Source organism: Agrobacterium sp. 16-172Ci (genome assembly GCF_053522725.1).
The window spans coordinates 202,027-215,408 of the sequence record NZ_JBNWBW010000001.1; the positions used below are offsets into that span (position 1 = coordinate 202,027).

Sequence of the window (13,382 nt, forward strand, 5' to 3'; positions counted from 1 at the left end):
GGACTTCAAACGACTGACCGCGATCTGGTATTGTCGACAGAAACACCAAGTTCTCGCCGACAGGAGGCGCATCTGGACCTCGACCACATTCAACTCGCTGCGCGTGATGCGCCGCTGATCCTTGCATGGCCATCGCCCGGTTTGCCTGGTGGGATGATCCAGTTCAACAAACCCGACGAATGGCGCCGGTTCATCATTGGCCTCTGCATCGACGAGCGCATACCCGACATCGTCCAGCGCAAATTCCGCCGCGCGCAAGTGCTCTATCTTCTCGGTTGGATCGATCTCGACGTGCTGAAGGCCGGCGAGCTCGCCGCGCTCATCGCCTTGGAGCTGACGCTGATGGATCGATATGGCGGCCAGATCCCGAAGAAGAAGCGCTCCTTCGCCGCGCTGCTGAAGCACATGGTTGATGTCGACGGCCTCGACGATGCGCACATCCCGATGATTGTCCGCACCGGCGGCACCGCGATTGGCTTCGTCACCGGCGCGTCGGAGCCGAGCCTGAGCCAGCGTCGCAACGGCATGGCCCATGGCGATCCGTTCGACGGCCTGCCGGTCGGCGGGCTGCTTGAGCTGGTCCGCGACCTGATCAACTACGCCTACAGGGACTTTATCGCCAAAGCTCCACCTGGGCTCCGCTCGGTTCACCTTGGCTGATCGGAAACTCGAACGGCTCACGTCGGCGAGCACCACCCCCGCTTTTCTGCGCTGATCCTTGGTCAGACTGATCGCTTGACGCCATCAACCCGTAAAGGGTCGGCTATGCGAGCATGCCGCCGCTGCGGCTTTGCCTGCGCGGTGATTGCAGCGCTCAGTCCGACACGTCGGGCGCCTGTCAGCGGGGGATGGTCCTCCGCTCGAACAGGAGCCGGATCGATGTCCCTCAACGACGCCCACGCCTTCGCCTTTAGTCTCGCCACCACCTTGATGGCGGCAATCATCATCTTCCAGGCCGGTGACGGCACCCTGTCGGTGACGCCCGCCAGCGAGTACGATGGCGACATGGCCGCGATCGTCCATGAGATCGACCCCTTCGTCCCATAAATGAGGCGAGCCGGTGCCGGCGGGCGGAAATCGTTGTTGATTTCTGCTCCCGAGGCAGCCGATTTTCAGCTATAGTTCGAGCGCGCCATGGTGGTGGAGGCGCAACCGTCAGACCTTGTCCTTACGGAGGCCACCACCATGATCATCCTCGCAATACTTGCATCGCTCGCAGCGATCGGCCTGCTTTGCTGGCTGCTGTTCACGCTGGCCGTCTTCGCGCTGCCGGTGTTCGTCGGCGTGACCGCCGGCGCCTGGGCACACGGCACAGGCGTCGGCATTCCCGGCGCCATTCTGGTCGGCGCCGTCGCGGCCGCCATCACGCTGGCGGCCGGACATCTACTCATGACCTTCGCTCGGCCCATGTGGCTAAAGCTGATCGTGGCTGCGGCCTTCGTCGCGCCGGCGGCGATCGCCGGCTTTCATGCGACACATGGCATCGTGGAAGCACCTCATGCCGTCCGACGCATGGCAGGTCACGTTCTCGGTCATCGGCGCGGCTGCGGTCGGCATCACCGCCTTCGTGCGGGTCGCTGGAATGGCGGCGGCTCAGGCCCCGTCCGGCCGGGACCTTGCACGGGCCTGATCTTCGTCTTCGCCGTCAGGAGGATCAGGGCAGCCGTGGCCGTGGTCGCTCCCGTCGTCTAATGCCGGAACGATGGGCGTGTGCGACGCGGATCGATCCCGGTCCGGAAAGGCGGTCCTCGTTGGAGCGCTGCGGGAGCAAAGTCGTGTCTTGGCGGGCACCGGACATCGGCGCGGCGATCTCGGTGGCGGCGGTGGAATGCCAGGATGCAGCAGCGTCGGCCTGGCGGGAGGAGACGAAGTCGGTGAGCATGCCGTGGCGCCGGTTGTCGTTGCGGGACGGCCGCCATCTTCTCCGTTATTTGACCGTGCCTCGACCGCTCCAAACGGCCTCTTCAATGGCCTGATCTGGCCGAAGGCCGGCTGCGCCTCGATCGCCTATGACGCAACAGCCGCGTCAAACTTTCTTCCCCTGCCGGCTGCGCCGTCATTCCTCGCGAGACAAGAAAGCCCTCCTTAGCTGTCAGGCCCCTTCGGGGTGCGCCGTCGATCGCCTCCGGCCTGCCGATCGCCATCGAGGCCGCAATGGTGCGGGCTCGGGAACGGAAAACGGAGACTTACAATGGCGACCATCGGCACCTTCAAGAAGACCGGCTCGAACGAGTTCACTGGCGAAATCGTCACCCTCAGCGTCCAGGCCAAGAACGTGCGCATTGTCCCCGACCAGCGCGCCACCGGCGAGAACGCCCCTAGCCACCGGGTCCTGGTCGGCCGCGCCGAGATCGGTGCCGCCTGGTCCAAGCGCTCCAACGAGGGCCGCGACTATCTGGGCCTCAAGCTCGACGATCCGAGCTTCAACGCCCCGATCTACGCCAACCTCTTCGACGACGAAGGCGAAGACACCTTCTCGCTGATCTGGTCCCGCCCCCACGGGCGGCGCGGCGACTGAGGCCCCGCGCAAGGCCCCGGCCGGAAGGCCGGGGCCTTCGGCTTCCAAGGCGACCGAATCAGTTCCCGCCGCATGGAAGCAAGTGAAGATCGCCGGGGGCATTAAAGCTGGCCTTGGCGCCTTAGAACGACTATTATAGCCGTAGTTCTAGCGTACGCTTAGGTCCAAGTGGGAGGTGATCATGCATGATCACCGCCCGACAATCGCGGGCCGCGCGCGCGTTGCTGGGTTGGACACAGGAGACGCTCGCTGACCGAGCCCGGGTATCTTTGACCGCGCTGAAGCGCCTCGAGTCCGAAAGCGACCTCGAGGTCTATGAAAGCACGCGTGATGAAATCCGGCGTGCATTTGAGCGTGGCGGGATCGTCTTCCTGAACTCCGACCAGGGTGTGGGAGTGATGCTTGTCAACGGGAAGAGAGGCGACTGACGCATCGGCGGGCTATCTACCCGCGCGGCTGTCATCCATGCGGCCTATCGATAGGCGCTTACCCCCAAACAGCGTTAACAATTCCCTTCGAATTGGATATATCTATGCGCGGGGGATACCGTGACCAAAGAAGACTTTCTGGATCAACCGCCGGATGGCGCAGCGCTCACAGACTATGACCAGTCGCATCTGAAGCTTTATCTACGCCTCCTCGACGCTGAAGCTGACGGTGCGGACTGGAAAGAGGTTGTTGAAGCGCTATTCGGGATCTGTGCCAAAGCCGATCCGCACCGCGCCGCGCGCGTCCACACCGCTCATCTCTCCCGTGCCAAATGGATGACCAAGAGCGGTTACGCTGAGCTTCTTGGCCCCCGCCTCCATTGAGGTGATGCAGATTTTGCATCACGTGGATCCGACTTCGTTCTTCCCAGGAACGACTCAACTTGGAATCGTTATTTCTTCACAACTCGCGTTGCGTAACACTTGCGCGGAGGCGTCGGAGGATGTCCGAGGAAGAAAGTTGGCGGTCTGCGGACGCCTATCACTATATCGATCAACTTACGCCAAGCGAACTTGCCTGGGAATTCCTGCGGCGAAACCCGGATTACAGGAGGTCCTTTCAGGAATTGTTGTCCTCCGGGCGATTGAGCAACGAAACAGCGACGGCGTTTGCTCAGCAATGGGGGTTATGTTTTCGTAGCAGACCCACGCATCACGGGCCTCGCGCAGCCGATCTTCTGGACCCCGCAAACCGATCCGGCGGCGATCATCCTCCAAAGCGGGCCCGCCCTGTCCGAAGGTTCTCATCTCACCGTTGACGATCTTCGGACTCACGCTGTTCGAGACCGCAAAGCAGCGCTTCTGCGGTTGAACCTCCACGGCGAGCGTTTCGATGTCAGCCTTTCCGGTTCGATGGAAGGCCACTCGCTCGCCGCGGTGATCCCGCTCGACGAGATGACACCGGACCGCCTGACGGCGTTGGGCCGGTTCTGGTCGGCCGCGACAGGCCGAGCGGTGCCGGCGGACCCGCGCATGACGCCCCAGCGACTTCAACGGGCGCGACAGATGCTACGCGCGGTCGACGCCCGCGAGACGGGCGCCACCTACCGGGCCATCGCCCAGTTTCTTTTCCCCCAACATGAGAACGACGCGACGTCGTGGGTTGGGAGCGCCATCCGCGAAACCACCATTCGTCTCGCCCGCGACGGCATAAAGCTCGTTCGCGGCGGATACCGGGCGCTGCTGCGCCGTCCCCGACGCGAACGCTGACATCCACCCGGGTGTCGAATTTAGCTTCCTTACTTCGACATCGTCCGAGGCGCCGTCTTCGCGCCACCGTGCTCGCAACCCGCCGCTCGTTCGCAGCGGCCACCCGCGAGACCACGGAGGTTCGATCATGGCCGAAAAAGCCGCCAATCTACCGCCACGATACCTAAGAACGCAGGAGGCGGCCCGCTTCCTCGGCCTTTCCGAACGTACGCTCGAAAAGCATCGCACCTACGGCACGGGTCCGACCTATCGGAAGCTCGGCGGCCGCGTCGTCTATTCGGTCGACGACCTCCAGACCTGGGCGGATCGCGGCCTCGTCACTTCGACGTCCGATCCGCGCGGCGGGACTGTCCTTCCGGCAAAGCGCCAGGCGGCCGCGCCTAGCGCTGCTGGCCGCTTCCCGCGCTGAGCTCCTCACGATGTCGGCGCGCCATCACCACAGCGAACGCGAGCAGCTCGATCTCTTTCGGGCTCTGCCCGGTGATCTCGCACCCCGCGACGCTCAAGACCTGATGGCGTACCCCTTCTTCGCCCTCGGCAAGTCGAAGCGACTGGCGCCGATCAACTTCAAGGCCGGCTCCGTCGTCATCCGTGTGGAGGCCGTCCCCGAGCACGGCATGGCCACCATCTGGGACGCCGACGTGCTGATCTGGGCCGCGTCTCAGATCGTCGAGGCGCGTGACCACGGACTGCGCCCGTCGCGCCTTATGGCGACCACGCCCTACGAGATTCTGCAGTTCATAGGCCGCGGCGTCAGCTTGCGCGACTACGACCGATTGAAGGCCGCGCTCGACCGGCTCCAGTCGACGACGGTGGCGACATCGATCCGCCAGCCGGCCGAGCGGCGGCTGCACCGCTTCTCCTGGATCAACGAGTGGAAGGAGCGTGCTGACGGCAAAGGCCGGCCGCTGGGCCTCGAACTGATCGTGCCGGATTGGTTCTACGCCGCCGTTCTCGACGACGCGCTCGTGCTGACAATCGACCGCGATTATTTCGGCCTGACGGGCGGTCTTGACCGCTGGCTTTATCGCCTCGTGCGCAAGCACGGCGGCAAGCAGGAGTTCGGATGGAGCTTCGACTTCCCGCATCTCCACGCCAAGTCCGGCTCGCTCTCGCCGCTCAAGCACTTCGCCTACGACCTGCGCGACATCGTCCGCCGACAGCCGCTGCCAGGCTATCGCCTGACCATCGAGCAGTGCCTCGGCGGCCCCGAAATCCTCTCCTTCAAACCGATCGATCCGCACGCGCTCGGCATCCCACGCCAGCGCCGCAGCTCGACCAAGCGCCCTGGGGATAAACTGTGAATCGTCTCGTGCTATCAGGGACCGGACCCATCGTGCCATCGAGGACCCGATCCTCGTGCTATCGGGGACCGGAATCGTCGAATCCGCTCATTGAATCAGCAACTTGCGAGCCCTGTAACTTCTCTAACCTAGATTCCTTCGGAATCTTTCTAACGCAAACCGCATTTTCGCGGCGTGTGGACGAGTCCCCGATCGCCGGGAGACCGTCATGATCGTCGCGCTGCTCAACCAGAAGGGAGGCGTCGGCAAGACGACGATCGCGCTCCACCTTGCCGGCGAATGGGCAAAGCGCGGCCAGCGCGTCACCCTCATCGATGCGGACCCGCAGGGCTCGGCGCTCGACTGGTCGCAGCAGCGGGCGCGAGAAGGCCTGTCTCGGCTCTTCGGGGTGGTCGGCCTGGCACGTGACACCCTTCATCGCGAGGCGCCGGAGATCGCCCGCGACGTCGACCACGTCATCATCGACGGGCCGCCGCGCGTCGCCGGGCTGATGCGCTCGGCGCTACTCGCCGCCGACCTGGTGCTGATCCCGGTGCAGCCCTCGCCCTTCGACGGCTGGGCGTCAGCCGAGATGCTGTCGCTGCTCGGCGAGGCTCGCATCTACCGGCCGCAGCTCGCCGCGCGGTTCGTCCTCAATCGCTGCGCCGCGCGCACCGTCATCGCCCGCGAGACCGCCGAGACGCTCGCCGATCATGACCCGCCGCTGCTCTCCGCCACGATCGGCCAGCGCGTCGCCTTCGCCGATACCGCGCAGACCGGCCGGCTTGTCGGCGAGCTAGACAGCGACAGTGCCGCCGCCCGCGAGATCGCCGCACTGGTCAGCGAGATCGGGAGGATCGCGCCATGACCGCGACGCCTCCGAAACGCGGCTTCGCCACGCGGCCGGGCGATCCCGAGACCTGGATCAAGGCCGCCGACGCGGCCCCGGCGCGGGCTGTCGACCCTGCCGTCTATTCGGCGCGGCTGACGATCGACGTCACGCCGGACCAGCGCGCCCGGATCAAGATCGCCGCCTTCCAGCGCGGCGTCACCGTGGCCGACATGCTGCGCGAGCTGCTCGCGCGCGAATTCCCTGAGAGCACTGGAGACGCGACATGACCGGCGCCGACGCCATTCATGCGCTTGGCGTGCCGAAGTCCGCCGCGCCGGCACCCCACGACCTGACCGAGGTCGAACTCACCTGGATCGAGAAGCGCACCGAGAACTGGATCAGGTTCGGCCACAATGTCGGCGAACAGATCCTCGACCGCCGTCGTCGCGTGCTTCGCTTTGCGCCGGACAGCGTCTTCGGCTTCGTGCGCTGGGCCGCCAACGACTACGGGACCGTCGCCTCGCATCTCGACGTGCTGCGCACGGTCCGCGCCGGCGAACCCCAGCAGACCGTGCCCTTCGTGCGTCCCGGGGCCGACATTCTGCTCAAGGTCGAAGGCTGGCCGAAGGTCGAGCGCGTGCTGCAAATGATCGATGCGATCGAGGCGATCGGCATCGATCCCAGCAAGGTCTCGCCCGATCATTGGCGGCACGTCCACAACAGGATGAACACCGGCGAACAGCCGCGATCCTACACGACCCAGCACCACAAGGCCTTCCTTCTGCGTCGGAGGGCCGGATCATGAGCCGCTTCGGCTACGTCATGGTCACCTACGTCCTGACCATGGGCATGGCGACCGCGGCCTTCGTCGATTTCCCCACAAAGCTCATCTGGAACGCGTCGGCCAGCACGCCGATCGGGCTCTACAGCATCGCGCCGGCCGACCGCTTCGAGGTCACCGATCTTGTGGCCGTGCGCGCGCCCGAACCGCTCGCCGCCTTCATGGTCGAACGCGGCTATATCGGCCGTGGCGTGCCCTTGATGAAGCGGGTCGCGGGCGTTGCCGGCCAAGAGGTTTGCCGCCGCGATCACGCCATCACCGTGGACGACGTGCCGATGGGCGATGCTCTTGACCGCGACCATCTCGGCCGCTCGCTGCCGGTCTGGCGGGGCTGCCGCCGCATCGCCGAGGGCGAACTTTTCCTGATGAACTGGTCGGTCCGCGACAGCCTGGACGGTCGCTATTTCGGGCCGTTGCCGACCAGCGACGTGATCGGCCGGGCGACGCCGCTCTGGACCGATGAGCATGGCGACGGCCGCTACGTCTGGCGCGCGCCGACCCGCTGAACTGCCGCTTCCACCCCCAACCCAAGGAGACGACCATGACCCAGATCGGCCAATTCACCCGCACCAAGTCCGGCTATTCCGGGCGGCTCACCGCGCTCGGCATCGACGCCGAACTCGCCTTCGTTCCGGCCGAGGCGTCGGAGGCCGAGAACGCGCCGGACTACCGTGTCTTGCTCGGCGGGGACGCCGGCATCGAGATCGGCGCCGGCTGGAAGCATGTCGGCGAACGTGCCGGCGACTACGTCTCCGTGCAGCTCGACAGCCCGCTGTTCCCGCGTCCGCTGCGCGCCAACCTCTTCCGCTCCGGCGACGACAACGGCACCTGGGGTCTGCACTGGTCGCGGCCAGCCAAGCCGCGCCCCAACACGCGCGACAGCGAGGACTGAGCGGTGCGCGGCCCGCATCGATCGCAGCATCATCAGAGCGGCATGGACAAGTCCCGTGCCGCCTCCCGGCTGCTCCTCCTTCTCCTTTCCGGCCTGCCGATCGCCGCTTCGCCAATGTCGCCGGCGCAGGCTCAGACCGTGCCGCCGGTTCCGGCCGAGGCGAGAACCCAGCTCGCCGGCTTCGTGAGCGAGGCCTCGCAGCGGTTCGGCATTCCGGTCGCCTGGATTCGCGCGCTCATGCGTGTCGAAAGCGCCAACGATTCGCGCGCCGTCTCGCCCAAGGGTGCCATGGGGCTGATGCAACTCATGCCCGATACCTGGGCCTATCTGCGCGCCCGTTACCGGCTCGGCAGCGACCCGTTCGATCCCCGCGAGAACATCATTGCGGGCGCGGCCTACATGCGCGAACTCTACGATCGCTACGGCGCGCCGGGCTTTCTCGCGGCCTACAATGCAGGCCCTGGACGCTACGATGAGCACCTTGCGAACGGCCGCCCATTGCCGGCCGAGACGCGCGCCTATGTCGCCCAGCTCGCACCTCTTGTCGGCGGCGAACCGTCTGCTGCCGTCGTCAATGTCGCTGCCGCCGACCCGCTGGCGTGGACACGGGCGCCGCTCTTTATCGGCGGCTCGGAGCGCGCTCGCGATGCAGCGACGACGCGATCGGATGCGCACCCCAGCGACAGCGACGCGACGGTCCGGCCGCGCGATGTCTCGGCCGATGCGAACTCGACCGGTGGGCTCTTCATCTCCCGGCGGGAGGCTGCAGGCCCGCGATGACCGTCTCACTCCTCTATCGCAGCATGGCGAACCCCAGCGCAGATTGGAGGGCGTTGGGAGGGAGAACCGCAAGCACAACCGCACGATGGCAGGATAAAGGGGCGCGATGTGCGCCTTGGATCGGTTGTGCTTTTTCAAGGGGTTATGGCGCGATTCCGCGAGGTGCGCCTGATCGGCGCAGCCTGCGCTTGAGCGCATGTCTCAAAGAAATCATCGCGTTGCCGCGATGTGCGGGGGCTCAGTCATGACCGACGAGCACGAATTCCGCATTCGGCCTGGCCGCGTCCGTTCGACCAGCGAGCAACGGGCGCGGCCCTTCATCGCCCAGGCATTGGCGGCCGCCCAGCGCGCCGGCGGCAGCGTGTCCCGGCAAGGGAAGATCGGGTCCGGCGCACGCTCCCGGTTCGGGCGCGGCCAGCGCGCCTCGATCCAGGCGAACCGCCTCATCACCGCGCGTTCCCGCGGCGCGGTCATCAAGGCGCGCGTCGTTCGCCATGGCGGGCGCTCAGCGCCGCTCTCGACGCATCTCGATTATCTCCGCCGCGACGGCGTCACCCGTGATGGAGAGAAGGCCCGGCTGTTCGGTCCAGGCGGCGATGATGTCGACGCCAAGGATTTCGCGGAGCGGTCCGAGGACGACCGCCACCATTTCCGCTTCATCGTCTCGCCGGACGACGCGCTGGAAATGTCCGACCTCAAGGGCTTCACCCGCGAGCTGGTCGGCCAGATGGAGAAGGATCTCGGAACAAAGCTCGAATGGGTCGCGGTCGATCACTGGAACACCGAGCATCCGCATGTCCATCTGATCGTGCGCGGCGTGCGCGATGACGGCGAGAACCTGGTCATCTCGCGCGACTATATAAAGGAGGGCATGCGCGATCGGGCGCGCGACCTGATCACCCAGGAGCTGGGGCCGCGCACCGATCAGGAGATCCGGCAGACGCTGGAGCGCCAGATGGACGCCGATCGCTGGACCAACCTCGATCGCCAGCTCGCCCGCGACGCCTATCGCACCGGCGTCGTCGATCTCGCGCCGCGCGCCGATCAGCAGCCCGACGAATTCCATGCCTTGAAGATCGGCCGGCTCCGCAAGCTCGAAGGTCTCGGGCTCGCCGACGAGATCGGCCCGGGACAATGGACCATCTCGGACAAGGCCGAGGCGACCCTGCGCGAGCTCGGCGAGCGCGGCGACATCATCAAGCGCATCCACCACGGCCTGACCGAGCGGGGCATCGAGCGCGGCGCGGCGAGCTACGTGCTCGCGTCCGAAAGCCTGAACGATCCGGTCATCGGGCGCTTGGTCGCCCGTGGCCTCGACGACGAGCTGAAGGGCACGGCCTTCGCTGTCGTAGACGGCGTTGACGGTCGGACCCACCACATCAAGCTGCCGGACCTCGACGCGGCCGGCGACAGCGCGCCGGGTTCGATCGTCGAGCTTCGGAAATTCGACGATGCGCGCGGCCAGCGCCGCGTGGCGATCGCGGTGCGCTCCGACCTCGACATCGAGCGGCAGGTCACCGCGACCGGCGCCACCTGGCTCGACCGGCAGAATATCGCCCGCGAGCCGGCGGCGCTCGGCGGCGGCTTCGGCGCCCAAGTGCGCGACGCTATGGACCGGCGTGCCGAGCATCTTGTCGGCCAGGGCCTCGTCGAACGCCAGAAGCGTGGCGTCAGTTTCCAGCCCGGCCTCGTCGACACGCTCCGGCGTCGCGAGCTGGAGGCGGTTGCCCAACGCATCGCCGCCGAGACCGGACGGCCGCAGGTCAAACCGGAGTCCGGCGAATATGTCACCGGCACCTACCAGCGGCGGATGAATCTCGCGAGCGGCCGCTTCGCGATGATCGACGACGGGCTCGGCTTCAGCCTCGTGCCTTGGACGCCGTCACTCGAAAAGCAGCTCGGCCGTCACGTCTCTGGCGTCGCCCGAAGCGACGGCGGCGTCGACTGGAGCTTCGGCCGCCAGAGGGGGCTCGGCCTGTGACCACCATCCCAAGCGAAAGGACCCCGCCATGTCCGCCACCAAAATCCTCTGGGGCCAGATCCTCACCGTCTTCGCCATCGTCCTGTCGACGACATGGGCCGCTACGCAATGGACGGCCTACAGGCTCGCCTTCCAGCCACAGCTCGGGCCGCCATGGTTCATGCTCGGTCATTGGCCGATGTACTATCCTTGGTCCTTCTTCCCCTGGTGGTACTTCTACGACGCCTATGCGGCGCCGATCTTCGTCGAGGGCGCCTATATCGCGGCGTCCGGCGGCTTCATCTCGATCGCCGTCGCCATCGGCATGTCGGTCTGGCGAGCCCGCGAGGCGAAGAACGCCGAGACCTTCGGCTCAGCGCGCTGGGCCCGCCATGACGAAGTGCGCGGCGCCGGCCTGCTCGGCGAGGACGGCGTGGTGCTCGGCAAGTCCGACCACGCTTATCTTCGGCACGATGGACCCGAGCATGTGCTGTGCTTCGCACCGACCCGCTCCGGCAAGGGCGTTGGCCTTGTCGTGCCGTCGCTGCTCACCTGGCCAGGCTCGGCGATCGTCCATGACATCAAGGGCGAGAACTGGACGCTGACCGCCGGCTTCCGTGCCCGACATGGCCGCGTGCTTCTCTTCGACCCGACCAACGCGAAGTCGGCCGCCTACAATCCGCTGCTCGAGGTGCGCCGCGGCGAATGGGAGGTCCGCGACGTGCAGAACATCGCCGACATCCTGGTCGATCCGGAGGGCAGCCTCGAAAAGCGGAACCACTGGGAGAAGACCAGCCACGCGCTACTGGTCGGCGCGATCCTGCATGTCCTCTACGCGGAGGAGGACAAGACGCTCGCCGGTGTCGCCGCCTTCCTCTCCGATCCGAAGCGGCCGATCGAGTCCACCTTGGCGGCGATGATGAAGACCGCCCATCTCGGGGAGAGCGGACCGCATCCGGTAATCGCGTCGGCCGCCCGCGAGCTGCTCAACAAGTCCGACAACGAACGCTCCGGCGTGCTCTCGACCGCCATGTCGTTCCTCGGCCTCTATCGCGATCCCGTCGTCGCCGAGGTGACGCGCCGCTGCGACTGGCGCATCGCCGACATCGTTGGCGCCAAGCAGCCGACCAGCCTTTACCTGGTCGTGCCGCCGTCGGACATTGCGCGGACCAAGCCGCTCATTCGCCTCATCCTCAACCAGATCGGCCGGCGTCTGACCGAGGATCTCAAGGCCAAGGGCAACCGGCATCGACTGCTGCTGATGCTCGACGAGTTCCCCGCGCTCGGCCGGCTCGACTTCTTCGAATCCGCGCTCGCCTTCATGGCAGGTTACGGCTTGAAGGCGTTCCTGATCGCGCAGTCGCTGAACCAGATCGAGAAGGCCTACGGCCCGAACAATTCGATCCTCGACAACTGCCATGTCCGCGTCAGCTTCGCGACCAACGACGAACGGACCGCCAAGCGCGTCTCCGACGCACTCGGGACCGCGACCGAGATGCGCGCGATGCGCAACTATGCCGGCCATCGTCTCTCGCCGTGGCTCGGTCACCTGATGGTGTCGCGCTCGGAGACCGCCAGGCCGCTGCTCACCCCTGGCGAGATCATGCAGCTCCCGCCCGCCGACGAGATCGTCATGGTCGCGGGCACGCCGCCGATCCGCGCGAAGAAGGTGCGCTACTACGAGGATCGCCGCTTCAAGGATCGGATCATTGCGCCGCCGGCGCTCACCAGGCCGACGCAGCCAGGAATGGACGATTGGAGCCGTCTACCACTTCCAGCCCGGCCGGCGAGCGCGGTGTCGCCAGGCGCCGCTGTCATCGAGGATGTCGGTGACGAAGATCCGACCGGATCGGAACGTCGCCACCAGCCGGAGCTGGAACGCGCCGCGCCGGTCGAGAAGAAGGCGCCGATCGAGAACGAGTTCGACGGCGGATTCGACGACGAGGCCGATGACGACGCTGCCCGGATCAGCCGCGCCAACCAGATCATGCAGGGCGTGGCGCGTCAGGTCTCGCTCGACCCGAACGACGGCATGGAGCTGTGAGGCGCCCATGGCCAATCCATCGAAGAAGCAGCGCCTCTCGGTCTATCTCGAACCCGAGGTGATGAAGGCGCTTGCGGCCTATGCGGCCCGGCGCGATCAGTCGCGCTCGCTGATCGCCGAGGCGGCAATCGCATCCTTCCTGTCGCCGGACGCCGCCGAACGGCAGGAGGCGGCAACGACCAAACGCCTCGACCAGCTCGACCGTCGCATGACGCGCATGGAGCGCGACGTCGGCATCTCGATCGAGATGCTCGCCGTCTTCGTGCGGTTTTGGCTGACCACCAATCCGCCACTGCCGGAGCCCGCACAGGCCGCTGCACGCGCCCAGGCCGGCGAGCGCTACGACGCGTTCGTCGCAGCGCTCGGCCGCCGACTCGCCAAGGGACCGAAACTCCGGCAGGAGATTTCCGAGGACATCGACCCCGCGCGCGACGCGCAATAAGCAGCGATTGCGGCAACTCAAGTATTCAGAGATTCCGCCGAACGCCTGTCTTTGTACGCCACAGTACGACAGGCAAAACAACCTGTTGCCGAG

At 66.2% G+C, this 13,382-nt stretch carries 18 protein-coding genes and 1 pseudogene; all 19 read left to right on the forward strand.

All coding sequences use genetic code 11. From position 1 onward, the window contains the following. Nucleotides 1–30: 30 nt before the first annotated feature. The 19 genes and pseudogenes from ACQZ40_RS00985 (at nt 31) to ACQZ40_RS01075 (ending at nt 13,289) form a co-directional block, all read left to right on the forward strand. Nucleotides 31–660: a hypothetical protein gene (locus ACQZ40_RS00985; RefSeq protein WP_448747219.1), complete on the forward strand. Its 630-nt coding sequence runs from the start codon at nt 31–33 to the stop codon at nt 658–660. A 219-nt stretch (nt 661–879) separates the two neighbouring features. Beyond that, nucleotides 880–1,047, forward strand: coding sequence for a hypothetical protein (locus ACQZ40_RS00990; protein ID WP_243979100.1), 168 nt, complete (start codon nt 880–882; stop codon nt 1,045–1,047). A gap of 138 nt (nt 1,048–1,185) precedes the next feature. Further along, a pseudogene (locus ACQZ40_RS00995) lies at nt 1,186–1,630 on the forward strand (hypothetical protein). Between the two features lie 561 nt (nt 1,631–2,191). After that, nucleotides 2,192–2,518 carry a DUF736 domain-containing protein gene (locus tag ACQZ40_RS01000; RefSeq protein WP_448747220.1) on the forward strand — a complete coding sequence of 109 codons (327 nt, stop codon included), beginning with the start codon at nt 2,192–2,194 and terminating at the stop codon, nt 2,516–2,518. A 185-nt stretch (nt 2,519–2,703) separates the two neighbouring features. Then, nucleotides 2,704–2,946 carry a helix-turn-helix domain-containing protein gene (locus tag ACQZ40_RS01005; RefSeq protein WP_172343237.1) on the forward strand — a complete coding sequence of 81 codons (243 nt, stop codon included), beginning with the start codon at nt 2,704–2,706 and terminating at the stop codon, nt 2,944–2,946. Between the two features lie 120 nt (nt 2,947–3,066). After that, entirely contained in the window at nt 3,067–3,330 is a 264-nt protein-coding gene (locus tag ACQZ40_RS01010) for a DNA -binding domain-containing protein (RefSeq protein WP_448747221.1), read from the forward strand. Nucleotides 3,331–3,449: 119 nt separating this feature from the next. Continuing rightward, entirely contained in the window at nt 3,450–3,764 is a 315-nt protein-coding gene (locus ACQZ40_RS01015; RefSeq protein ID WP_448747222.1) for a transcriptional regulator domain-containing protein, read from the forward strand. Next, nucleotides 3,736–4,215: a DUF2285 domain-containing protein gene (locus ACQZ40_RS01020; RefSeq protein WP_448747372.1), complete on the forward strand. Its 480-nt coding sequence runs from the start codon at nt 3,736–3,738 to the stop codon at nt 4,213–4,215. The genes ACQZ40_RS01015 and ACQZ40_RS01020 overlap by 29 nt, the downstream gene beginning before the upstream one ends. Nucleotides 4,216–4,342: 127 nt before the next feature. Then, nucleotides 4,343–4,624: a helix-turn-helix transcriptional regulator gene (locus ACQZ40_RS01025; protein WP_448747223.1), complete on the forward strand. Its 282-nt coding sequence runs from the start codon at nt 4,343–4,345 to the stop codon at nt 4,622–4,624. A 10-nt stretch (nt 4,625–4,634) separates the two neighbouring features. After that, complete coding sequence (locus tag ACQZ40_RS01030; RefSeq protein ID WP_448747224.1) at nt 4,635–5,519, forward strand: replication initiator protein A; 885 nt, start codon at nt 4,635–4,637, stop codon at nt 5,517–5,519. Nucleotides 5,520–5,727: 208 nt separating this feature from the next. Beyond that, nucleotides 5,728–6,366 carry a ParA family partition ATPase gene (gene parA / locus ACQZ40_RS01035; RefSeq protein ID WP_448747225.1) on the forward strand — a complete coding sequence of 213 codons (639 nt, stop codon included), beginning with the start codon at nt 5,728–5,730 and terminating at the stop codon, nt 6,364–6,366. Further along, the gene (locus ACQZ40_RS01040) at nt 6,363–6,617 is read left to right on the forward strand and encodes a ribbon-helix-helix protein (RefSeq protein ID WP_448747226.1); all 255 of its coding nucleotides are present in this window, start codon (nt 6,363–6,365) and stop codon (nt 6,615–6,617) included. The genes parA and ACQZ40_RS01040 overlap by 4 nt, the downstream gene beginning before the upstream one ends. Next, a complete protein-coding gene (locus tag ACQZ40_RS01045; protein WP_448747227.1) occupies nt 6,614–7,135 on the forward strand; it encodes a DUF2840 domain-containing protein in 522 nt (173 codons plus the stop codon). Before ACQZ40_RS01040 ends, ACQZ40_RS01045 begins: the two co-directional genes overlap by 4 nt. Beyond that, nucleotides 7,132–7,677, forward strand: a complete 546-nt coding sequence (locus ACQZ40_RS01050) for a S26 family signal peptidase (protein WP_448747228.1) — start codon at nt 7,132–7,134, stop codon at nt 7,675–7,677. The genes ACQZ40_RS01045 and ACQZ40_RS01050 overlap by 4 nt, the downstream gene beginning before the upstream one ends. 35 nt (nt 7,678–7,712) lie before the next feature. Continuing rightward, nucleotides 7,713–8,063, forward strand: a complete 351-nt coding sequence (locus tag ACQZ40_RS01055) for a DUF736 domain-containing protein (protein WP_448747229.1) — start codon at nt 7,713–7,715, stop codon at nt 8,061–8,063. Nucleotides 8,064–8,105: 42 nt separating this feature from the next. Then, nucleotides 8,106–8,843 carry a lytic transglycosylase domain-containing protein gene (locus tag ACQZ40_RS01060; RefSeq protein WP_448747230.1) on the forward strand — a complete coding sequence of 246 codons (738 nt, stop codon included), beginning with the start codon at nt 8,106–8,108 and terminating at the stop codon, nt 8,841–8,843. A gap of 244 nt (nt 8,844–9,087) precedes the next feature. Further along, complete coding sequence (locus tag ACQZ40_RS01065; protein ID WP_448747231.1) at nt 9,088–10,824, forward strand: relaxase/mobilization nuclease domain-containing protein; 1,737 nt, start codon at nt 9,088–9,090, stop codon at nt 10,822–10,824. Nucleotides 10,825–10,852: 28 nt separating this feature from the next. Continuing rightward, complete coding sequence (locus ACQZ40_RS01070; RefSeq protein ID WP_448747232.1) at nt 10,853–12,847, forward strand: conjugal transfer protein TraG; 1,995 nt, start codon at nt 10,853–10,855, stop codon at nt 12,845–12,847. A gap of 7 nt (nt 12,848–12,854) precedes the next feature. Further along, nucleotides 12,855–13,289 (forward strand): ribbon-helix-helix protein, CopG family, encoded by a 435-nt coding sequence (locus tag ACQZ40_RS01075; protein ID WP_028745378.1) that lies wholly within the window; start codon nt 12,855–12,857, stop codon nt 13,287–13,289. The last annotated feature ends 93 nt before the right edge of the window (nt 13,290–13,382 follow it).

Bases quoted from the DNA above. Each gene is read 5' to 3' on its own strand.
- ACQZ40_RS01055 (WP_448747229.1), top strand. From the start codon at position 7,713: ATGACCCAGATCGGCCAATTCACCCGCACCAAGTCCGGCTATTCCGGG.
- ACQZ40_RS01065 (WP_448747231.1), top strand. From the start codon at position 9,088: ATGACCGACGAGCACGAATTCCGCATTCGGCCTGGCCGCGTCCGTTCG.
- ACQZ40_RS01070 (WP_448747232.1), top strand. From the start codon at position 10,853: ATGTCCGCCACCAAAATCCTCTGGGGCCAGATCCTCACCGTCTTCGCC.
- ACQZ40_RS01030 (WP_448747224.1), top strand. From the start codon at position 4,635: ATGTCGGCGCGCCATCACCACAGCGAACGCGAGCAGCTCGATCTCTTT.
- ACQZ40_RS00990 (WP_243979100.1), top strand. From the start codon at position 880: ATGTCCCTCAACGACGCCCACGCCTTCGCCTTTAGTCTCGCCACCACC.
- parA (WP_448747225.1), top strand. From the start codon at position 5,728: ATGATCGTCGCGCTGCTCAACCAGAAGGGAGGCGTCGGCAAGACGACG.
- ACQZ40_RS01045 (WP_448747227.1), top strand. From the start codon at position 6,614: ATGACCGGCGCCGACGCCATTCATGCGCTTGGCGTGCCGAAGTCCGCC.
- ACQZ40_RS01000 (WP_448747220.1), top strand. From the start codon at position 2,192: ATGGCGACCATCGGCACCTTCAAGAAGACCGGCTCGAACGAGTTCACT.
- ACQZ40_RS01015 (WP_448747222.1), top strand. From the start codon at position 3,450: ATGTCCGAGGAAGAAAGTTGGCGGTCTGCGGACGCCTATCACTATATC.
- ACQZ40_RS01060 (WP_448747230.1), top strand. From the start codon at position 8,106: ATGGACAAGTCCCGTGCCGCCTCCCGGCTGCTCCTCCTTCTCCTTTCC.
- ACQZ40_RS01040 (WP_448747226.1), top strand. From the start codon at position 6,363: ATGACCGCGACGCCTCCGAAACGCGGCTTCGCCACGCGGCCGGGCGAT.
- ACQZ40_RS01050 (WP_448747228.1), top strand. From the start codon at position 7,132: ATGAGCCGCTTCGGCTACGTCATGGTCACCTACGTCCTGACCATGGGC.
- ACQZ40_RS01025 (WP_448747223.1), top strand. From the start codon at position 4,343: ATGGCCGAAAAAGCCGCCAATCTACCGCCACGATACCTAAGAACGCAG.
- ACQZ40_RS01005 (WP_172343237.1), top strand. From the start codon at position 2,704: ATGATCACCGCCCGACAATCGCGGGCCGCGCGCGCGTTGCTGGGTTGG.
- ACQZ40_RS01075 (WP_028745378.1), top strand. From the start codon at position 12,855: ATGGCCAATCCATCGAAGAAGCAGCGCCTCTCGGTCTATCTCGAACCC.